Source organism: Lederbergia citri (assembly GCF_018343625.1).
Classification (GTDB): Bacteria; Bacillota; Bacilli; order Bacillales; family Bacillaceae_C; genus Lederbergia; species Lederbergia citri.
In genome coordinates this window covers 592,129-613,509 of sequence record NZ_JAGYPG010000002.1, presented here as the reverse complement: position 1 = coordinate 613,509, position 21,381 = coordinate 592,129, and the positions used below count along the sequence as shown (strand labels likewise).

Sequence of the window (21,381 nt, the reverse complement as noted above, 5' to 3'; positions counted from 1 at the left end):
AGTGTCAGCCTTTCTCTTTATTTATTGCAGAGAAAATTCAAATTGTAGGAAAATATTATGTGTATGGTCAAAGGACTCTGCACTTTGTCATATATCTAGAGAGATCAGGTGCTTCAGCACGAGGTCTTTTTAAATTATATAATAGTTTAATAGAACTTCCATAATACATTAATAGAATTACATATATCCAAAATTGATATGAAATGAAGAAATGCATTCAACGAACTTGTATTCGTAGTTTCGTAATCAATGACAAAATATTATTCCAAACTTTTCTCAAAGGATAAAGAGGGCTGCTACATATCAATTTTTATACTTTCTAGTGCAATCCTCCCAGTAATAGAGCTTCAGAGTTGATTAGTTATTTTTACCTATGAAATGATAGGTTTTATAATAAAATGTCGAATTTTAAAAGATATAATGTTGAAATATAGATAAATAGTCCTAAATGTGCAATAATATAGAAAGATGTGAAAATTGTATTTTTGGAATGTGGTGATCGATAGAGCGGTTAAAGGTTTTAAATTAAATTAATACATCTTAGTTTAATATCATCCATGTGTACTATCTCTTATCTGAAAAATTACTGAAAAGGGGAGTATGGTGTATGAAAAAAATGAGAGATGATTATATTATTAACCGTTTTACAATGGCACTTATGGGAGTTTTCGTTAAGAATGGGTATTTTTATACTCGTGTCTTAGAGGCTAAAAAAGTTTTTATAGTCAAATTAAGTCCTATCGAAATCATTGAAAATAGTTTGATTCATTATGGAAGCGGTTTAAATGCTGCGAAAAAAGCTACGAAAGCTGCTCTAGGGAATATTGATATGCCGCCGATTAAAATCTGTGGAAGTTTAGGTATATACTGGTTTCCTAGCATGTCCCCCAAAAATAAAAATTGTGTTTGGTTTTCGTTGAATCATATAAAAGATAGTATTCCTGTGCCTAATAATAAAACGAAAGTCTTAATGGAATATGATCATACGATTACCATTAATATCAGTAAGGATCTCTTCAAAACTAGGGAATATCGCGCACAAGACTTACAAAAAACCTTCGAAAAGAGAACAATACCAACATTACCCTATACATATGAACCGCAAAAAGAGGCACTGTTTATTAATGAAAACAAAACTATCTTTCACTTTAAACAGACAAATAAAGGAATTGTAGAAGTAGATTACGATATTAATAAGGAATATTCTTTACATATAAGTTAACCAAAAGTGTTTGGGTGAAATATTGCCCAAACATTTTTTTATTTTATTTCCATTTTCCTAAAATAGAAAATTACGAATAGAAATCATATCATTTCTCGAAAATAGCCTAGGAGAAAAAGGTTAAATAAAGCCATTTTTCTTCAAATATAGGTAGAAAATCGTTATTTCCCTCAAAACGTTCATTCGCGTCAAGTGTTCATTCTTACTATCTTTAAAGTACTCGAGAAAACATTTGAAAGCGCGCTTTCCAGGAAGGAAACGGAATGGAAAGAGAACGTTTTGAAGAAATAATCAAGATGCACGAAAGAATGATATTTCATGTAATGAAGTCACTAGGGATCTACAAAAATCAGGATGAATTTTATCAAACGGGATTGATAGGCTTGTGGGATGCTTATCAACGTTTTGATGGAGAGAAGGGCAAGTTTTCCACTTATGCCTATTCGTATATTAAAGGGCGGATTTTGACCGAGTTGACGAAGATGAGTCGGTTCGAAGAAAAAAATGTGTATCCTGACGAGGAATTTTGGGAGATGACCGTCGATGAAAATGTTATGGCGCCAATGGAGCTAGAGCAATTAAATCCCTACTGTAAAGGACTGACTGAGAGGCAGAAATTGTGGGTGATTGATACTTTCTACTATGGATTGAGTGTACAGGAAATTGCCGGGAAAGAAGGAGTGTCTTTGTCGGCAGTTAAGAAATGGCGAGCGGGAGCTATTCAGAAGATACGTCGGAATCTTGAGGAGGGTGTAATAGATTTATAGAGGTAGTGATAGATGAGTAGTCTTTGATAGGGCTATACCAGGGCGATCCTTGTCAATCATTTTAAGAGTGAGATGATACAAGCAAAAAATATTCCCAGAACCTATTCGACTCTGGGAATTCTTATATATTGCTATGTCCTGGCCCGAAGAAATTGATAATAGCTATTCGTTCGGTTTTCGGATTTTTAGAATGCCAAACGGATAACTTCTGTTTATTCATCTCTATAAATAAGTTATTCACGGCACCCTTAACAGAGCTTCTTAAACAGCTTGTCAAATTAGACCTCCTTATAGGTTCTGTTTCCATACCTACACCATACTATCCTCATCCCAATAGTAGTAACTGGCGGTCGCTAGCGTATAGTCTTCATATATATTATAAAAGATTTCAATATTCATCCCACTATTATTACAAAAGATATTGCTAAGAAGTTATAGCAAACCTTATTTTGATAAGCCCTAATTACCTATATACAGAAAATATAAACTATTATGTCAAATCCTTTTGATTATATGATATTATAATAGATATATTTTTTGATAAACATTGCTTATACACAAAATTTATTGGTTTGTATTGCCATGCATTATGTGCTGAATACGGTCTTTTGTGTAAACATAATTTTTGAAACATCGAATGCCCGAACTGCAGTTTGCGATAGAAGTTACATTTGATCTCGATGAAACCCTAATGCAAAATTCTTTTGCGAGTGGGTATTTCCTGAGATTAATAGTCTTGTAGCAGGAATTATTCCAGCATAAAAAAGCACATAGAAGGTGACTAAAAACAAATGGTGCGGCTGCTTATGACTGTGATGATATTATAGAACAAGTTTTAGCAGAAAAGATATACTGCCTAAAATCAATATGACGAAATTAGTTCAAATACATGCAATAGATCCTAAAGTGTACTTAGACACATCATTATCTATAAATTTCAAGGGGGCTTCTGATGAAAGCTTTAGTTAATTTTGCGGAAGGTAAAGGGAATGTAGCTTTGAAAGATGTCCCAATACCGGAAATTGGTCCTAAGGACATTTTGATGAGGGTTGAGGCTGTGGGGGTATGTGGAAGCGACCTTCATATGTACCATGATGTACAAGGATTTAAAGTAAAGCGCCCTGTCATTTTGGGTCATGAATTTTCGGGAGTGGTTGTTGATGTTGGTAAAGATGTAAGGGATTTCAAAAAAGGAGAACGGGTTGTTAGTGAAACCCCATCATACGTATGCGAGTCATGTATTTATTGTAGAACCGGCCAATATAACTTATGTCCGGATCGGAAAGGGTTCGGAGTATTGGATGATGGTGCAATGGCACAATATATAAGAACTCGGGAGGCTATTGTCCACCACATTCCCTCCGATGTTTCATTTGAAAAAGCTGCTTTGACTGAACCTGCCTGTGTTGCTTACAATGCTGTGGCACATCATTCTCATATTAAGCCAGGGGACCATGTTGTTGTGTTTGGACCAGGGCCAATTGGGTTAATGTGCATACAGATTGCTAAGCTTTTTTCTCCATCCATCTTAACTGTTGTCGGGATTGATAAGGATATTAATCGTCTGGAAATGGCTATAAAATTTGGTGCAGACCATATCATTAATGCTAGTAAGGAAGATGTAGTAAAAGAGATTATGCAACAAGGAGATGGCTTAGGTCCAGATCTCGTACTAGATGCTGTCGGCAATTCAACCACGTTGAAACAAAGCATTGAAGTTGTTCGGCCAGGGGGGCAAATTACGAAGATTGGTTGGGGACCGGAACCCGTTGGCTTTTCGCTTGATCCTTTAATTCAAAAAGCGGTCAAATTACAAGGTTCATTTAGCCATAATTATCCTATGTGGGAAAAGGTTTTATTACTGATGAATAAGGGTGAGATTGATCCTTTACCGATGGCAAAAATTTATCCTATTGATCAATGGGAGAGTGCTTTTAAAGATATGGACTCATTATTGCACGCGAAGTCTATAATACTACCAAATTCATAAAATATGAAATCGTATTAATTTTATCAGAAAGGATGGATGAATATGTCTGTTCAACCTATTATCCAGATTTCTCTTGATTTAACAAGTACGGAAGAAGCGTTAGAAATGGCGGAAATTGCTGTAGAGGCAGGGGTGGATTGGATTGAGGCGGGTACCCCACTACTTCTTGCCGAGGGACTTCATGCTGTAGCTGCTTTAAGAAAAAAATTTCCCGACCATCCGATCGTTGCGGATTTGAAAACGATGGATGGTGGATATTTGGAAACGGAAATGATGGCAAAGGCTGGGGCTACTCATGTTGTGGTTATGGGGGTTGCTCATCCAGCGACAATCAGGGCAGTGGTAAGAGCAGCACGGGATTACGGAATAGAGGTTATGGGCGATATTATGGCCGCAGAGGATCCTGTAGCAGCTGCAAAATTATTAGAAGAAAATGGTGTCGATTATATTATTGTACATACAGGATTCGATGAAAGGGGAGAAAATCCGGAGCGAAGCCCTTTCGATCATTTAGAAGACGTTTTTAAAGCTGTTACAATACCGATTCAAGCTGTCGGAGGCCTGTCGATTCAACAAGCTGCGAAAATGCCCAAACACGGTGCACCTTTAGTAGTAATCGGCGCGCCACTAGTCATCGATCAAAAAGAATTTAGTCCCAGCACAAATAAAGAAGAACTTAAAAGAATATTGGCTGATCTCGTTCATCAGGTAAAACATTCTCAGTGAAGGAGGAAAGATATAGGATGAATCAACCTCGTGTTTCCGTATTTCCAAAAGGCTATTTGGAAGTATTGTCTGATGGAAGAATGGATGTCTTTGAATGGATCAAACAGGCCGGAACGCTTGGAGCGGATGGACTAGAACTATATCCTTCCTTTCTGAAGCATTCGTCTGAAGCATATTTAATAAGTATAAAAGAGGCAGTGCAAAAAGAAAGTTTAAGCATACCGATGATGTGCTCTTCTCCAGATTTTACCCATCCTGATGCATCGTTTAGAGAAAATGAGATAAAGAAAATGAAAAAAGTAATTGATATCATGCATATTCTTGGCCCGGGAGATTTTCAATCATGTAGAGTTCTTTCAGGTCAAAGAAGACCAGAAGTATCAATAGAAGATGGAATACAGTGGACAGTTAATTCCATTCGTGAGCTATTGCCATATGCAGAGAGTAAAAATGTCCATCTTGTTATGGAAAACCATTATAAGGATGGATTTTGGGTTTACTCGGAATTCGCGCAAAGGTCGGAAATATATCTCCAGATTATTGACCAAATATCATCTCCATATTTTGGTGTTAATTATGATCCTTCCAATGCATTATTTGCAGATGAGGACCCCATTGCTTTATTGGAAGAAGTTAAAAATCGTCTTATTACTATGCATGCCAGTGATCGCTATTTAACGGAAGGATATTCATTAGATGATATACAAAAATATGTGAAAGAAGGGTATTCGGATGCCCTTTCACACGGTGTCATCGGAAAAGGATTAAATGATTATCACAAGATTTTTTCCATATTAAAATCCGTCAATTTTAATGGATGGATTTCGATTGAAGATGGTGTCAATGGCCTTTATGAGTTAAAAGAGTCTGTTGACTTTTTGCGAGAAATGATTAACAAGTACTATATCCTACCCCATTGAAATTCTCAAATTAGTTTTTGATAGGAAGAATTTCACCTGGGGACTGCTCTAATAAAGATTTCGCCCGCGTATACTACAGGGATGAAAACTGGGAACGTTGTCGACTTGTTGGACGCGGCGGGGACAACCCCGCATTAGCAAGAGATTTAATAATTGATTGATGGGCGCATATTGGGTCTGGTCATGTAGTTCAATGGAATAGAAGGAGCAAAGGGCTTCATTGTAATAGATTACGAGTTTTTCAGCCAATCTTTAGACTGACGACTTCCGAAATCAATCCCCTCCTAATTGCTAAGTATAAAAAATTCGCCCTATCTAGCCCTGTTGTATAATAATAAGGAGGATCGGAATACATAAGGGCGGAGGAAATATAATGCTAAACATAGTTGTATTAGATGGTTATACATTAAATCCGGGTGATTTGGACTGGGCAAGTTTAGAAAGATTGGGGAATGTAACAATCTATGATCGAACGAATGCAGATGAGATTATTCAGAGATCAGCGGATGCGCAGATCGTGTTGACGAATAAAACGCCAATGACGAGAGAGACCTTATCAGCGTTACCAAATTTGCAATATATCGGTGTACTTGCGACTGGCTATAATATTATTGATACGGAGGCTGCGAAAGAACGGGGAATCATCGTTACGAATGTGCCGACCTATAGTACGCAATCAGTGGCTCAATTAGTATTTGCATTGCTTTTGGAGCTATGCCACCATGTAGGACGGCATAGTGATGCTGTCTACGAAGGAGAATGGACACGCAGTATCGACTTTTCTTTTGCAAAATCTCCGCTGATCGAGCTAGCTGGCAAAACGATTGGTTTAATTGGATTGGGGAGAATTGGCAGGCAAACGGCGCAGGTTGCCCAAGCGTTTGGGATGCATGTATTAGCTGTTGGAAGTGGACGTCGAACTCCTCCTGAAGTGGCTGGGGTAGAATGGGTAGAACTTGAGGAATTAATGGAAAGGTCTGATGTCGTCAGCCTTCACTGTCCATTGACACCAAATACGGAAAAATTGATCAACGCTGAAAAAATTGCTTTAATGAAGAAATCCGCATTTTTAATTAACACTTCTAGGGGACCGTTAATTGATGAGCAAGCTTTGGCGGATGCATTGAATGAAGGAGGCATCGCCGGGGCGGCCGTAGATGTTCTGTCTACCGAACCACCGGAAGCTTACAATCCACTTTTATCAGCGAGAAATTGTGTCATTACGCCGCATATTGCATGGGCGACAAAGGAAGCTCGTGAACGTTTAATGGAAATTGCGGTGAGCAATGTGCAAAGTTTTATTAAAGGGAATGCTGTAAATATTGTTAATCAATAGGAAATTAGGCAAAATAAACCTCCCAGCTGTCTTTGCAGCTGAGGGGGTTTTCTGTTTTTAATTAGTGTCTTACTCGCATAACACTTTTATAGTATTTATCACTCTAGCTCTCGTTAAAATTGAATTGAAGGAAGCAAAGGGTAGTAAAATAAAGAATAAAAAAGAAAAAAAAGAAAAAAGACTTTTATGCCTAGTTCACTAGTAAAAATGTTGGAATTTTACTAATCTGGTCTCGTGGATAGAAATGAGTTTCCCAAGCATTATAAACTTAAAAAAGCATCCACTGAGGTGCTTTGTAATGAGGGAAAGTAATAAAAATTTTTAAACATGCTTTCCCTCAACAAATATTTACAATTTCATCTTTGCATTAGTTCAAAATAGATTATTTTAAGAATTAGGAACCTGTTGTCCATCCACCGTCAACGCCTAACTCTAAACCTGTTACATACTTCGATTCATCAGATGCTAAATATAAATATGCATTTGCGATGTCCGTTGATTCTCCAGCATATATTTTAAAGCCGCTTTACCTTCGTTATGAGAACCCATATCTTCTTGAGACTTAATTCTTACAGCTTCAGCCATCTCAGTAAAAATTGCCCCAGCATGAACAGAATTTACACGGATATTATCTTTACCAAACCATTGAGCAGCATGTTTTGTTAACGAACGAACTGCACCTTTAGATGCACTATATGCCGCATCGTGCCCATCAACAATCCCGCAAAATTACTTTTGTCCCTAACCTGTAAAATAGTTAAATATCACTTTATTTTAATCATTTATTTATAAGAAAACTATTTATATAATTGGTTTGGAAGCGTTTCCTATCCCTGATTTTATTTTGTTAATTAGCAAATTTAAAGGAATGAAAAATTATTTAATTAGGTGATTTTTTTATGATTGATAATAGTATGAACTTCTTACTAAAATATGCGGACTTAAATGTTTTAGAATGTGATATCCATACTAGAACTGAGATGATGACTATTAATCGAGTCCTCTCCTGTTATATTATGTCATATCATAAATCTGGGGAAGCAAAGCTAAGAATTGGAAAGAATGTGTATCCAATAACTCCTGGGACAGTCGTCCTTGTACCACCTAATGTTGAACATGATCATTATAAGGAATCTGATGAAGAAACTATATTTTTTTGGTCTCATTTTACCTATGGTATTGCTGGTGTATTAGACGTATTAGGCTTATTTCATTTTCCAATAACTTTTAAATTAAAAGATTCTACTGAATTTGAAAAGGTTTTTATCGAATATAAGAAGTCAATAGAGTCATCGGAATTTTTAATTAGCACAATTTTAAAAAAAGCTAAAGAACTTGAGCTCCTATATTTAATGTTTGAAGGAATAATGAAGACTCAAAAATATCCAGTTCAAGCAGGAAATAAGGAAGAAGAATTTTTATGTATATTAACGGAATTAATTCAAAATCCCAATAAGGATCTAACTCTTAAAGAATTATCGGATAAATACCATCTTCATCCCACCTATATAAGCAACCGTTTTAAAGAATTATTCGGAAAATCTCCAATACAAGCACATAAGGAATTGCGAATTAATAAAGCAAAGGAACTATTAAAAACCAGTCAGATGAGTATTACAGATATAGGAGCTTCACTTGGTTTTAATGATACACCTAGTTTTACAAGGCTATTCAAATCATATGTTGGTATTTCTCCATCTCAATTTAGAGGTTTAAATCTCAAGTTAGGTGGATAATTATTGTTTCTTGAAATATTGGAGGTGAGAAAAAATGTGATATTTAAAGTTTTTTAGTGCTAAGAAATATAATAAAAAGTTGATAGGAGAACAACTATGTTAAAACAATTATTAGCAGTTGCACCACATAAAGCCCAATTAGACTATTACGAGGATAGGGAAATAAACGAAGATGAGGTCAAAGTTAAGGTTGAATTTGCTGCACCAAAACACGGCTCAGAATTGGCGGGTTTTCGTGGAGAAAGTCCACATATAAACGATTATTATGACGAAGATTGGCACACATTTTTACCAAGAGATGAGAAGGAAAGTAAAGGTGTAGAATTCGGAAAATGGAATCTAGGTAATCAATGGGTAGGAAGAATCATCCAAGTCGGTTCTAAAGTAACTGATTATAAATTAGGAGATCGAGTATGTAGCTATGGAGGTATACGAGAAACACATATTGTAAATGCGATAAATAATTTTTATTTATTAAAAATGCCTGAAGAAATGTCTTGGAAAAATGCATTATGTTTTGATCCTGCACAATTTGCATTAGGAGGAATACGAGATAGCCAATTAAAATTAGGAGATCGTGTAGCAGTAATTGGATTAGGGGCAATTGGTCAACTCGCAGTTCAATTGGCTAAATTAGCCGGTGCAAGCTTTGTAGCGGCAATTGATCCAATTGAAAAGCGTAGAAAAACAGCAGTACATTCTGGTGCTGATATTGCATTAGACCCAATTCAACAAGACATTGGTCTTGAGTTAAAAAAGTTAACGAATAAGCTTGGGGTTGATGTAATTATAGAAACAAGTGCAAATGAGAGGGCACTACAGCAAGCATTAAGAGGGTTAGCTTATGGAGGAACAATTGCTTATGTTGGTTGGGCAAGGCCATTTAAAGGCGGTCTTGATTTCGGAAGAGAAGCACACTTTAACAATGCAAAATTAGTATTTTCGAGAGCTTGTAGTGAACCTAATCCCGATTACCCTAGATGGAGTTGGCGACGTATTGAAGAAGTATGTTGGAAAATATTATCTGAAGGATTGGTAAGCTGTGAAGATATTATAGATCCTGTTGTTCCATTTGTTGATTCAGCATTTGCTTATGAAGAATATGTGGATCGCAATCCGCGGAAGAGTGTCAAATTAGGCATAGACTTAACTGATCAATAGAAAAGACTTTAAAGAAAATAGAAGACTTTTGGGATGGGTGGTTAATAGGTATGAAATTTTCAGTACAAGATAAACTTTTAAGTAATACGTATATGGAAACTTTTAATCTAGCACGAGAACTAAAATTTGATGGCGTAGAGATTTCTGTGGTAGGTGAACCTTTGAATAGTAAGATTACTAAAGAAATTATAAGTGCATCCAATAAAACAGGTATTGTTCCAAGTGCAATTTGTGGGGGGTATAGAAATTGGATAGGTGACTTTGAACATGAAAAGAGGCTAATTGCAATAAAAGATATCATTACATCATTAGAATATGCCTCTGAGATGAATTCCGTTGGTTTAATAATGCCAGCCGCTTTTGGGATGTTTTCAAGAAGATTACCACCATTTTCACCTCCTAGGGACCAGGAAGAAGATCAAGTAGTTTTAGTCGACTCATTAACTAAGATAGCAGAATTTGCGGAAAAGAAACGTATTAATGTTTTTTTGGAACCATTAAATAGATATGAGGACCACATGATAAATACGGTGAAGCAAGCAGTAGATTTAATTGAGCTTGTAGGGAGCGAGCGTATTAAAGTAATCGCCGATTTCTTTCATATGTCAATTGAGGAAGAAAAAATTGAAGACACCATTTGTAAGTATTCAAATTATATTGGTTACTATCATTTAGCCGATAGTAATAGATTACAGCCTGGCATGGGGCATTCCAATTTTGAATTATACTTAGGAACAGTTCAAAAAACAGGTTATAAAGGATTTTTATCTTTTGAATGCGGAATTCACGGCAATAGTATTGAAAGTCTATATGAATCTCTTAACTTCTTGAAAAGTTTGGTGCCAGTAAAATTACAGGGGGATGGTAATAATGTCGGTCAAAAATCTAAGGATTTCATTAATACTAATATTGTTATTTAGCATAATAATATCGGCATGTTCATCTGAAATGAGTGCTCCAAATAGTAATAACAAGGCAAAAGATAGTAATGAAAGTAAAGATGGAAAAACAACTTTGATGTTGTGGGATCCATTCACTGATCCAAGTGATTCTGCCGTCTTGGAAACCATCATTAAGAGTTACGAGGAGAAAAATCCGAATATTAAAATAAAACGAAATACGATGAAGAATGATGATATTCGTAAAACAATAAAACCCGCTCTTACTAGTAATGAAGGGCCGGATATGTTCTTTTATGATGCAGGGCCGGGATATTTAGGTGTATTAGCCAAGGCTGGTCAAGCATTAGACCTAACAACATATTCTGAACATTATGGGTGGGATGAGAGGTTCCCTGAATGGGTTACTGAACATGTTACTTTTGACGATAAAATATACGGAATTGGTAATGAAATTGAGTTAATCGGTGTTTATTATAATAAAAAGATTTTTCAAAAGCTAGGTGTTGATATACCAAAGACATATGATGCATTTTTAGAAATACTTGAGAAAGCAAAATCAGAAGGAATTGTACCAATTTCATTTGATGATAAGGACCAATGGCCTGCTTTTCATTTAGAAAGTGTTTTTTATACAGCCGTCGCTGGTAAGGAAAAAATTGATAAAGTATTAAATAATGAAGAGGGCTTTGATCAACCGATCTTTGCTGAAGCGTTAGATGAGTTTGCAAAATTAGTCAAAAATGGTTACACATCGGCTAATCCATTATCTGTTTCATATGATGATGGGAATAAAGAATTCTATTCTGGAAAAGCAGCAATGAGAATTACTGGAACATGGATGGTATCGGGAATGGTTGAAAATATGAAAGACAACGTTGGTTTCTTCCTTATGCCCTCTATTAATCCTTCATTACCGACATCGGCACCTGGTGGAATCGGTGGGGCACTGGTTGTAAATGCCAATACTAAGCATCCGGATGAAACAGTCGACTTTTTAGATTATATGTTTTCAGAGGAAATGGCGAAAATTTGGTATGAGAATAGTGTAATTCCACCAATAGATATTGACGTTGAAGAATTAAATATAAATTCACTAGCGAAAGATGTAATCAATATGGCGAATTCACCTGCGGGATTATCCTATAATATCGATGTATTAATGCCACAGAAGGTTAATAATGTTACTCAAAATATCCTTCAAGAATTGATAGCAGGGAAGAAATCTGGAGAAGAAGTTGTAAAGGCAAAACAAGAAGCATTCGAAGAGGAAATTGCTGCTGGAAACTATTAATAAATAGATGTGATAGGGATTTTTCCCTATCACATCTATCTAATAGAAAGGAAGCTAAGTATGCAAATTTTCGTGAAAAAACTTAAGGAATTTAGACCTATTATTTTTGTTCTTCCAGCATTATTATTTTATATAATCTTTCTTATTAATCCAATAATAAAAACAATACAATTCAGCTTCTATAGTTGGGATGGGGCCAGTCCAGTTATGAAGTATATTGGGTTTGAGAATTATTCCAAAATGTTGAATGACCCCATATTTTGGAAATCTTTAAGTCATAATATTTATTGGATAATTTCAACAGTAGTTCTTCCTGTTAGCCTAGGTCTGATTTTAGCTTCATTACTTTCTTCGAAATTTATTCGTGGAAAAATTATATTTCGTTTAACATATTTTATGCCCGTAATTGTTTCGTTAGTGGCTGTAGGCATTATCTGGAATTGGATATACCATCCGGATTTTGGAATCATAAACTCCTTTTTAAGATGGATTGGTTTATCAAATTTTGCACAACCTTGGTTAGGTAATGAAAATACGGTGCTACCAGCGTTGATTGTTGCGGGAAGTTGGACATATTATGGATTCTGCTTGGTAATTTTTATGGCAGCAATGCAAGGTATAGATAGAAGTTTTTATGAAGCTGCCAAAGTTGAAGGAGCAAATTCAATTCAATCCTTCTTTTTTGTTACAATACCATTGCTAAAAAACACAATCACATTATTAATACTGAATTCGCTTATTGGTTCCTTTAAGGTATTTGACATAATATATCTGATGACTAAAGGTGGTCCATTTCATTCATCGGAAGTCATTGGCACATATATGTTTAATCAAGCTTTTACAATGAATGATGTTGGGTATGGTGCTGCAATTTCTATCGCTCTTGCATTTATTATTGCAATTTGTTCAGTTTCTTATTTAAGGTTTGCTGAAAGGAATGAATAAGGAGGTTTTGGTGTGGAAATTCAAAAGAACATAGATTACAATGTGCCCCCAATCAAAAATAGTATAACCAAAAATAAAATTAAGGGTATATTTTCGTTTAGCAAAGTATTGGTTTATATTATATTGATAATATTTTTATTGATTTCTATCATGCCTATTTTGTGGATTCTACTTGCTGCTTTAAAGGATCCATTAGAGCTGAACCAAAATCCATTTACATTTCCAAAGGCAATCACATTTATTAATTTTATAGATGCCTGGACAGTTGGAAAAATGGGTCAATATTTTTTCAATAGCGTAATAGTAGCTTTTCCAAGAGTTATAGTTATCTTAATTCTTTCATCCTTGGCAGGATATGCATTTGGTAAACTAAAATTTCCAGGTAGGAATCTTTTCTTTTTCTTTTTTTTGTTTGGAATGATGGTTCCAATACAAGCTATGATCATTCCTCTATATTATAAAATTCAAAGTTTAAACTTAATTAATACTTATTGGGCTATGATTATTCCTAATTTTGGACTTTCTATGCCGTTTGCAATTTTTATGATGAGGGCTTTTTTTAGAGATCTACCTGATGAATTAATGGATGCAGCAAAAATTGATGGTTGTAACGAATTTCAAACTTTTTATCGTGTAATGTTACCATTAATGGTTCCAGCGATTACATCATTATTTATTTTTGAATTTATGTGGTCATGGAATGACTTTTTACTACCTTTATTGTTTGTCTATGATGATACCTATAGGACATTGCCTTTAGGGCTAATGTACTTTTTCGGTAAATATACTTCAAATCAATCTCTGATTGCCGCTGGAGTTTCAATCTCAATAATCCCTATTATTATTGTTTATATTATTTTTCAAAGGAAGTTTATTGATGGAATGACTGCAGGTGCGGTTAAAGGTTGAGTTCGCTTCTGCATATTAATTTGTCATCACTGTATGTATGATAGGTTCTACCGAGTTCTTAAATAGTAAAGAGCAAGGAAGGACGTTAACATCTTCTTTAACTTGATAACGTCCTTTTTTAATTGTAGTAAACTATGCATAAACCATTTTGATTTCAATAAATAGGTAGTCTAAGGGATTGTTTTTTAGTAGAAACGATATTCGTATTGTCCACCTCCACGGACAATAAGGTACCATTGCCCGTCTCCATTAACTGTTATGTTTACTGGAGATATTATATAATGGCCCCCATAATATTGGAATTGCTGACCAGATTGATACTTACGAAAATTGTTTCGGTCAACTAGAAACACACATCTGAAGCATGTTTCAAATGAACTTCGACTGATAATCTTCCATTTGAGTCAGCGTAAGGGACTTTAGTCATATATAATCCCCCCTCCAATAGTCTCAATTCGACAAGAGAGGCTTTTATCCTGCAAGGAGTGATTATTATAAGCTTAGTTATAGTCGAATTAAATTTCTTTTACAAAATCCCCGCTGATCGAGCTAGCTGGCAAAACGATTGTTTTAATTGGATTGGGGAGAATTGGCAGGCAAACAGCGCAGGTTGCCCAAGCGTTTGGAATGCGTGTATTAGCTGTTGGAAGCGGACGTCGAACTCCTCCTGAAGTGGCTGGGGTAGAATGGGTGGAACTTGAGGAATTATTAAAAAGGTCTGATGTCGTTAGTCTACATTGTCCATTGACACCGGATACGGAAAACTTGATGAACGCTGAACGAATTGCTCTAATGAAGAAATCCGCGTTTGTAATTAACACCTCTAGGGGACCGTTAATTGATGAGCAAGCTTTAGCGCATGCATTGAATGAAGGCAGCATTGCCGGGGCGGCAGTAGATGTTCTTTCTACCGAACCACCTGCAGCTGACAATCCACTTTTATCAGCGAGAAATTGTGTTATTACGCCGCATATTGCATGGGCCACAAAGGAAGCTCGTGAACGTTTGATGGATATTGCGGTGAGCAATGTGCAAAGTTTTATTAAAGGGAATGCTGTAAATATCGTTAATCCATAGAAAATAAGGTGAATATACCTCCTTGCTATCTTTATAACAGGGAGGTTTCTGTTTTAACCTTTGTCTTAATTCTTCCCTTTTCTTATAGAGGTGCCGGCAATCATGGCTACTCGACGTTTTAGATGGTCCATGAATGAAACGATCTATAGATCTGAATGGATAATCAATATATTACCTAGAAGCTTGAAGATGTTCGATAGAATGGTATGCCTAGATGAAGAGTATTTTTGTTTGGCGCAGTTGCTTAGGTGAATCCGAATTCTCTTGAATATCTGTAATAATTTGGTATATTGTAAATAACACTTCGATATATTATTCCTACCAACTAAAATGAACAATATCAATTCCTTTAACACATTGCCTTAAACAGTTTCCAGAAAACAAGATGAATGTTATGCAACAATAGATATATGGAAAAAATAGAGATTAATAGGGAATAAATACTGTTTTTTTTTTAGTATGATAGAGTCACTAAACACTTTTTTAGAGATTCTTGGTCTAAAGAGATAATCCTACATAAGCCTCCATTCCTAAAACCTCAATGATAACCGCATACATGAATAAGTTCCAATAGAAATATGTATTATTTTACCTTTTTCTCCACAGACAATAACAGCTATCGAATCTAGAAATGACCACCACGTTTAAACTCCGTTGTTAATTTTTTCCTGTACTTATTAACATAATTTTAGCCTGATAAAACAAAGGAGGATGTTCTATGTCTTCAAATCTATTTTCTTTAAAAGGAAAAACTGCACTTATTACAGGAGGCTGTCAAGGTCTTGGCTTAGAATTTGCTAGAGCTCTAGCATCAGCAGGTGCCAATGTTGCTATTACAAGTAGGGACGTTGAAAAAGCAGAAAATGCTGCACTGGAATTGTCCAATCAATATGAAACAACTATTTCCGGATATGCAGTAGATGTATTGGATGCCAAACAAATAGATGAGTTAGTTAAACGGGTTATAGATGAATTCGGAAGTATTGATATTTTAATTAATAACGCCGGTGTGAATATTCGTAAACCTCTATTAGATTATGATGAGAAAAGTTGGGATTTGGTGCAAGAGACGAACTTAAAAGCCCCATTCCTCGTTTCGAAAGCAGTTGCCCCGCACATGATCAAACAAAGATATGGAAGAATTATTAATCTTGCTTCGATGTTAGGAATGGTAGGGCTTGCTGAACGATCTGCCTATTGTTCTAGTAAAGGTGGACTAATTCAATTAACCAAGGTCATGGCGCTGGAATGGGCAGAATATAATATAACGGCCAATGCGATTTGTCCAGGACCATTTGCGACTGAATTAAACCAAGTTGTCATTAATAATCCGGAAGCCAATCAATTTTTCCTCGATCACTTGCCTATTAAACGATGGGGAAAACCGGATGAATTAGCTGGTCTAATCATTTATCTTGCTTCTGAGGCTTCAAGCTTTATGACGGGTTCATCGATTGTCATTGATGGTGGCTGGACAGTGGAATAAGGGAGGAAAACGAATGAAGTTTGGACTTACGGCATATGGGACGGTTTTTTATATGGGCTTACATCCAAAAGCAGAAAACCTGCGAATTACGGCTCTACAACAAATGAAGATGGCGGAAGAATATGGACTTGAAGGGGTAGAGTTGCCATACGAAATACTAGTAGATGCTAATTTAGATGAAGTTAGAGAGTATGCTAGAAATAAAGGTTTGTTTATTAATATCGCTGCAAGCGGTTTCGACCCGCAATATTTAGAATTAGTTCTTCAACTGGGAAGCAAAATCGACGCACATACAGTCAGAACGGTAGTAGGTGGGGCTGATTTTGGCGGTGACCGCAGAAAAATGGTTGGGAAATGGCAAACTTTCCTTAATGAAATACTAGTATCTTTCCAAGAGGCTGTAAAAACAGCTGAAGAAGTAGGGGTTCATTTAACGGTTGAGAATCACCAAGATTTAGCATCAGAAGAGCTCGTATGGTTATGTGAAACCATCGATTCTGATCATTTTGGCATTACGTTAGATACTGGGAATCCTCTTGCAACAGCAGAAGTTCCAATGGATTTTTTTGAGAAAATGGCTCCATATATAAAAAATGTGCATTTAAAAGATTACAAGATTTATTGGTCAGATGAAGGATACCGTCTTGCCCGTTGCCCTGTTGGACAAGGTGTGATTGATTTTCCGGCTCTTTTTTCATTAATGGAAAGGGTGAATCCGAATATTACGCTGTCGATTGAACATGGAGCATTGGAGGCAAGACATGTTAGAGTGTTGCAGGAAGATTATTGGACGGAATATCCGGAAAGAACAGCCCAACAGCTGACACGCCTTCTTCGTTTTGTGGAGGACCATGCTTTTACAAAAGGAGAATGGCGGACTCCGTTCGAAAAGGGAGAACCCGCAAATGCTATTGCTGCATATGAAATGGAGGAAATGGCGGTGGGGATGGCATATTTATCTTATTTGATGAAGAAAAACGATATCCTGCAATTGGAGGTGTAATATGCAAGCTTTAAAAGGAAAAAATGCATTAGTTACGGGTTCGAGTCGCGGATTGGGAAAACAATATATTTATGATTTAGCGAAAGCTGGAGCCAATGTGATTGTTCATGATATCAATGATCAAGCAGCAAGTGAGTTTAATGAAGCCGTGTCGGGACAAGAAGTAGCAAAGGAAATTCAGTTTCTTGGGGTAAAAGCAGATTTTATTGCAGGCGATTTGTCAGATCCGAAGCAGGCTGCAAATGTTGTGGAAAAGGCCATTGAACGTTTAGGAACGATCGATATATTAGTCAATAATGCGGGTGGTGATATTGGATTTTCAACACCACGCCCTAATCCGAATGATGCCCTATATATATCAGTAGAAGATATTCGTTCTGTCGTCGATCGAAATCTACTTTCCACTATGTATATGTGTAAATATGTTGGACTTCATATGAAGGAAAGAAAAACAGGAAAAATCATTAATGTTGGTTCGATTGCGGGACATGTGCCCGTGCAAGAGGGGATCATTTATGCAACAGCAAAGGCGGGAATCTCGTATTATACGAGAAGTTTAGCGGAGCAATTGCGACCTTATGATGTAAACGTAAATGCCATTTCCCCAGCACCCACCTATACTGGTAGATTCCTAGCTACTCGAACAGTTAAGACAGAGGAAGGAAAATCCCGCTTGCAAAAAATTGCTCACCCTGAAGACATGTCGAGCATTGTGATGTTTTTATGTGGGCCAGCCGCGGAGGTTTTAACAGGGGAGACGATTGTTTGTTGGGTGTGAGAGTGTAGTGTTTTTTGTAGCAGTCAAAATCGAATGAAGTTTTAAAAAAGAAAGAGTGATGCGAATGGGCAACCGTCTTCAAGATAAAGTAGTCGTCATCACGGGTTCGACAAAAGGAATAGGAAAAGGTATTGCTTTGATGTGTGCAGAAGAAGGAGCTAAAGTCGTAGTAAGTGGGAGAAATAGAGATGCTGGGAATGCAGTTGTGGAAGAAATACAGATTCGTTATGAAACAGAAGCCATTTTTATTCAAAAAGATATTTCATCTGAGCAGGCTTGTAAAGAGTTAATCGAGGAATCAGTCGCTCATTTTGGCCGAATTGACGGCTTGGTTAATAATGCAGGAATTTTTCCAAGAGGAACGATTCTTGATACTACAGAGGATTTATTTGATGCCATTTTTGATGTGAATATTAAAGGCGCATTCTTTTGTTCCAAATACGCCATAAAAGAGATGTTGAAAATGGGAAAGGGATCCATTGTTCAAATTGGATCAACGAACGGGTATGCGGGTGGAGAAAACTTGGTTGCGTATTCCTGTGCGAAAGGAGCTATGCTAACGTTAAATAAAAGCATCGCTACTCATTATGCCAAAAAGCAAATTCGTTCGAATTGGATAACAGTTGGATGGGTTGCCTCTGAAGGGGAAATTGAACTGCATGAAAGTATGGGAACGAGCAAGGAAAAACTCGTAGAATGGGCGGAAAGTGCAATTCCTTCAGGGAGAATGCAAACGGCCGAGGATATGGCATATGGTGTTGTATACTTATTATCAAATGAATCCAGCCAGGTTACAGGTACTGAACTACATATTAACGGGGGGTTGGACTAAGACGCTCTCGGTAAGAAAGGAAATGAGTAAAAGGAAAATGGAACAATCGGAACGTGGGTTAGAAATATTGAAGGAACTTAATGAAACGGTAGTCCCAGAAGGAATGCTTGCTGTTTGGTTTTTGGGTCAGAATAGTGTTCTTTTGAAGGGTGATGGGAATAAAATTGTTTGCATCGATCCTTATTTGGATCCTGCACCATATCGGGTATTCGCTCCTCCTTTTCAGGCAGAATTGTTAACAAATATCGATTATGTTTGTATCTCGCATGATCATAGTGACCACTTGGATCCATATGCTGTGGAGGCGATTGCTAAGGTAAATAATCAAACTAAGTTTATCGCTCCTGCCTATTGTAATGATCAATTGCAAGAATGTGGTGTCAGTCCTGAAAATATAGTGAAGGCTGATACAAATTTAGAATGGTGTACTACTGATGTTAAGATAAAAGCAATTCCTGCTGCACATGAAGAATTTGAATATTCACCTGAGGATGGTCACCGATTTGTAGGATATATTTTGGATTGGAACGGAGTAAAGGTATATCATGCAGGGGATACAGTGATTTTTCCTAAATTAGTAGAAACGTTGAGAAAGGAAGCTATTGACTTGGCCCTTCTTCCAATCAATGGAAGAGACTTCTTTAGAAATGAGCGAGAGATAGTTGGTAATATGGATGTAAGAGAGGCAGCTGAACTAGCTGTAGCAGCAGGCGTAGATACAATGATCCCTCTCCATTATGATATGTTTGCTGGAAATTCGGAAAAACCTGGGAGAATCATCGACTATTTTTATGAAAATTATCCGATGCAGAAGTGTCATGTCTGTGCCCGGTTTGAGAGATTTATCTATGTTTCTAGGGAAGCTTTGAAAGGAAAGTAGTGGGACTGCAAAAGTGGGTTTGGTTGCTGTAAATAAAAAAAGAAGATAATATGATTTTTTTACTTAGTACTACTATTACCCTCGATATATCGTAGGTAATGGTAGTGAAAAACAGTAATATAGGGAAGATCAATAAATACAAAGGCAGGAGTAGAATAATGTTAGAATTTCTACTCCTGCTGTTCTGTTTATATACTTTTTATTTTCCTAAGTACTGTAACGCTGGTAGTGGATTATTGCATGTCATTAAGGTTACGCCGCAATCTAATGAATATGTGACTTGTTCTTCATCGTCTGGACAAAAGCACCATGTGAGTTTACTGGCATTTTTATAATCTTGAACGATGTTAGGATTCAATAATTTCATATCAATACCGATGGCCCATAGTTTGGAAAAAGTTCCGTTTTCACCTGGGATATAATTAGACATTTGATCCTCCGGAAACCCTTGTGTTTTAAAATGATATTTATCATGAATATACTCAACAATGTTAGCATCGAAACTTGTAAAAACGCACCTATCAAGAAAAGCAAATTTCCTTAGAATCTCGATTGCACGATCAGTAACCTCAATTGCCTTATCGCCACGCTTGATTTCAACGTTAAAAAGTAATTCAGGATATGGTTGAAGTAACTCGCAGAACTCCTCTAGTGAGGGAATCTTTTGCCCATCACCAGCATCCAATTCTTTTAACTCTTTTAACGTCAAATCATTCACCTTCCCCGAATCATTCGTCGTCCTATCCACCGTTTGATCATGGATGATCGCCACTTCATCGTCTTTAGATAGTCGTAGATCAAACTCAATCATATCCACGCCAATATCAACTGCTTTTTGAAATGCCAAAAGCGTATTTTCAGGATACTCAGAACTAAAACCGCGATGAGCAGCTACGATTATACTAGATTCAGCTTGAAGTCTTTCGATCATGATTTTTAACTTCTTCCTTCCATATTTAGATTTCTTAAACTCTTCCGACAAATAACCAATACTACTTTACCATGTTTCCTTTTCTAATATGTTAGGATGTGTTTCCGACATGCCACTCAGAATGATTTCTTGTTAATTTAATTAATTGATTAAGATATTCATTGGATAAGGACCAGTCATCTTTTTCAGTAGCTATTTGTCTAATGTCATCTATCGAAAAGTTTTTCCATCTTATGTTCACCTTTTAATCCACATGTTTTTTTATTTATTCAACCTTTTAAGGATGTTAATAATGACCTTAACTAAGTCATTATCTAGCGTTATTAATCTAGAACTCTCATTAATTAGAGCAATCAAGAACTTTTAGTTGCTAAGTACATGTATATTTAGAATTCACAAAATATTTACATCTAATTTACATCATAAATATATCTAATTAACAATGGAAGTCTATAGTTAAAATTGTCAACAATCGACAATAATTGACAC

Annotated in this window: 23 protein-coding genes; 18 read left to right on the top strand and 5 right to left on the bottom strand. The window is 36.3% G+C overall.

What is annotated here, in order from left to right:
• Positions 1–607 precede the first annotated feature (607 nt).
• The 6 genes from KHA97_RS11640 to KHA97_RS11615 all read left to right on the top strand — a co-directional run bounded on the left by KHA97_RS11640 (position 608) and on the right by KHA97_RS11615 (position 6,961).
• Positions 608–1,222, top strand: coding sequence for a competence protein ComK (locus KHA97_RS11640; RefSeq protein ID WP_213124907.1), 615 nt, complete (start codon positions 608–610; stop codon positions 1,220–1,222).
• 263 nt (positions 1,223–1,485) lie between these two features.
• Entirely contained in the window at positions 1,486–1,989 is a 504-nt protein-coding gene (locus tag KHA97_RS11635; RefSeq protein ID WP_213124906.1) for a sigma-70 family RNA polymerase sigma factor, read from the top strand.
• A 952-nt stretch (positions 1,990–2,941) separates the two neighbouring features.
• Complete coding sequence (locus KHA97_RS11630; protein WP_213124905.1) at positions 2,942–3,979, top strand: zinc-binding dehydrogenase; 1,038 nt, start codon at positions 2,942–2,944, stop codon at positions 3,977–3,979.
• Between the two features lie 42 nt (positions 3,980–4,021).
• The gene (locus KHA97_RS11625; protein ID WP_213124904.1) at positions 4,022–4,705 is read left to right on the top strand and encodes an orotidine 5'-phosphate decarboxylase / HUMPS family protein; all 684 of its coding nucleotides are present in this window, start codon (positions 4,022–4,024) and stop codon (positions 4,703–4,705) included.
• 17 nt (positions 4,706–4,722) lie between these two features.
• Entirely contained in the window at positions 4,723–5,625 is a 903-nt protein-coding gene (locus KHA97_RS11620) for a sugar phosphate isomerase/epimerase family protein (RefSeq protein ID WP_213124903.1), read from the top strand.
• A gap of 373 nt (positions 5,626–5,998) precedes the next feature.
• Positions 5,999–6,961, top strand: a complete 963-nt coding sequence (locus KHA97_RS11615) for a D-2-hydroxyacid dehydrogenase (RefSeq protein WP_213124902.1) — start codon at positions 5,999–6,001, stop codon at positions 6,959–6,961.
• Positions 6,962–7,355: 394 nt separating this feature from the next.
• On the opposite strand, the gene KHA97_RS24300 is transcribed toward KHA97_RS11615, so the two are convergent.
• Positions 7,356–7,475: an SDR family oxidoreductase gene (locus KHA97_RS24300; protein WP_213125749.1), complete on the bottom strand. Its 120-nt coding sequence runs from the start codon at positions 7,473–7,475 to the stop codon at positions 7,356–7,358.
• Positions 7,427–7,681: an SDR family oxidoreductase gene (locus tag KHA97_RS24630; RefSeq protein WP_213125748.1), complete on the bottom strand. Its 255-nt coding sequence runs from the start codon at positions 7,679–7,681 to the stop codon at positions 7,427–7,429. Before KHA97_RS24630 ends, KHA97_RS24300 begins: the two co-directional genes overlap by 49 nt.
• 179 nt (positions 7,682–7,860) lie before the next feature.
• Between KHA97_RS24630 and KHA97_RS11600 the strand changes: the two genes are divergently transcribed.
• From KHA97_RS11600 to KHA97_RS11575, 6 genes are all read left to right on the top strand, one after another.
• On the top strand, positions 7,861–8,697 hold the full coding sequence (locus tag KHA97_RS11600; RefSeq protein WP_213124901.1) for an AraC family transcriptional regulator: 837 nt from the start codon (positions 7,861–7,863) through the stop codon (positions 8,695–8,697).
• Between the two features lie 96 nt (positions 8,698–8,793).
• A complete protein-coding gene (locus KHA97_RS11595) occupies positions 8,794–9,858 on the top strand; it encodes a zinc-binding dehydrogenase (RefSeq protein ID WP_213124900.1) in 1,065 nt (354 codons plus the stop codon).
• Between the two features lie 50 nt (positions 9,859–9,908).
• Positions 9,909–10,778 (top strand): sugar phosphate isomerase/epimerase family protein, encoded by an 870-nt coding sequence (locus KHA97_RS11590; RefSeq protein WP_213124899.1) that lies wholly within the window; start codon positions 9,909–9,911, stop codon positions 10,776–10,778.
• Entirely contained in the window at positions 10,729–12,051 is a 1,323-nt protein-coding gene (locus KHA97_RS11585; protein WP_213124898.1) for an ABC transporter substrate-binding protein, read from the top strand. Before KHA97_RS11590 ends, KHA97_RS11585 begins: the two co-directional genes overlap by 50 nt.
• A gap of 60 nt (positions 12,052–12,111) precedes the next feature.
• Complete coding sequence (locus KHA97_RS11580; protein WP_213124897.1) at positions 12,112–12,996, top strand: carbohydrate ABC transporter permease; 885 nt, start codon at positions 12,112–12,114, stop codon at positions 12,994–12,996.
• Positions 12,997–13,008: 12 nt separating this feature from the next.
• Positions 13,009–13,905 carry a carbohydrate ABC transporter permease gene (locus KHA97_RS11575; protein ID WP_213124896.1) on the top strand — a complete coding sequence of 299 codons (897 nt, stop codon included), beginning with the start codon at positions 13,009–13,011 and terminating at the stop codon, positions 13,903–13,905.
• 185 nt (positions 13,906–14,090) lie between these two features.
• On the opposite strand, the gene KHA97_RS24440 is transcribed toward KHA97_RS11575, so the two are convergent.
• Positions 14,091–14,258, bottom strand: coding sequence for a DUF1883 domain-containing protein (locus KHA97_RS24440; RefSeq protein ID WP_325167444.1), 168 nt, complete (start codon positions 14,256–14,258; stop codon positions 14,091–14,093).
• Between the two features lie 166 nt (positions 14,259–14,424).
• On the opposite strand from KHA97_RS24440, the gene KHA97_RS11565 reads away from it, so the two are divergent.
• The 6 genes from KHA97_RS11565 (at position 14,425) to KHA97_RS11540 (ending at position 19,961) form a co-directional block, all read left to right on the top strand.
• Complete coding sequence (locus KHA97_RS11565) at positions 14,425–14,982, top strand: NAD(P)-dependent oxidoreductase (RefSeq protein WP_213125747.1); 558 nt, start codon at positions 14,425–14,427, stop codon at positions 14,980–14,982.
• Positions 14,983–15,700: 718 nt separating this feature from the next.
• Positions 15,701–16,468 (top strand): SDR family NAD(P)-dependent oxidoreductase, encoded by a 768-nt coding sequence (locus KHA97_RS11560; RefSeq protein ID WP_213124895.1) that lies wholly within the window; start codon positions 15,701–15,703, stop codon positions 16,466–16,468.
• A 13-nt stretch (positions 16,469–16,481) separates the two neighbouring features.
• Entirely contained in the window at positions 16,482–17,471 is a 990-nt protein-coding gene (locus KHA97_RS11555) for a sugar phosphate isomerase/epimerase family protein (RefSeq protein WP_213124894.1), read from the top strand.
• 1 nt (position 17,472) lies between these two features.
• Positions 17,473–18,249, top strand: coding sequence for an SDR family NAD(P)-dependent oxidoreductase (locus tag KHA97_RS11550; RefSeq protein WP_213124893.1), 777 nt, complete (start codon positions 17,473–17,475; stop codon positions 18,247–18,249).
• Positions 18,250–18,313: 64 nt separating this feature from the next.
• On the top strand, positions 18,314–19,081 hold the full coding sequence (locus KHA97_RS11545; protein ID WP_213124892.1) for an SDR family NAD(P)-dependent oxidoreductase: 768 nt from the start codon (positions 18,314–18,316) through the stop codon (positions 19,079–19,081).
• Between the two features lie 37 nt (positions 19,082–19,118).
• Positions 19,119–19,961 carry an MBL fold metallo-hydrolase gene (locus KHA97_RS11540; RefSeq protein WP_213124891.1) on the top strand — a complete coding sequence of 281 codons (843 nt, stop codon included), beginning with the start codon at positions 19,119–19,121 and terminating at the stop codon, positions 19,959–19,961.
• A gap of 199 nt (positions 19,962–20,160) precedes the next feature.
• On the opposite strand, the gene KHA97_RS11535 is transcribed toward KHA97_RS11540, so the two are convergent.
• A complete protein-coding gene (locus KHA97_RS11535; RefSeq protein ID WP_213124890.1) occupies positions 20,161–20,892 on the bottom strand; it encodes a glycerophosphodiester phosphodiesterase family protein in 732 nt (243 codons plus the stop codon).
• 91 nt (positions 20,893–20,983) lie between these two features.
• On the bottom strand, positions 20,984–21,133 hold the full coding sequence (locus KHA97_RS11530; RefSeq protein ID WP_213124889.1) for a hypothetical protein: 150 nt from the start codon (positions 21,131–21,133) through the stop codon (positions 20,984–20,986).
• Positions 21,134–21,381 lie beyond the last annotated feature (248 nt).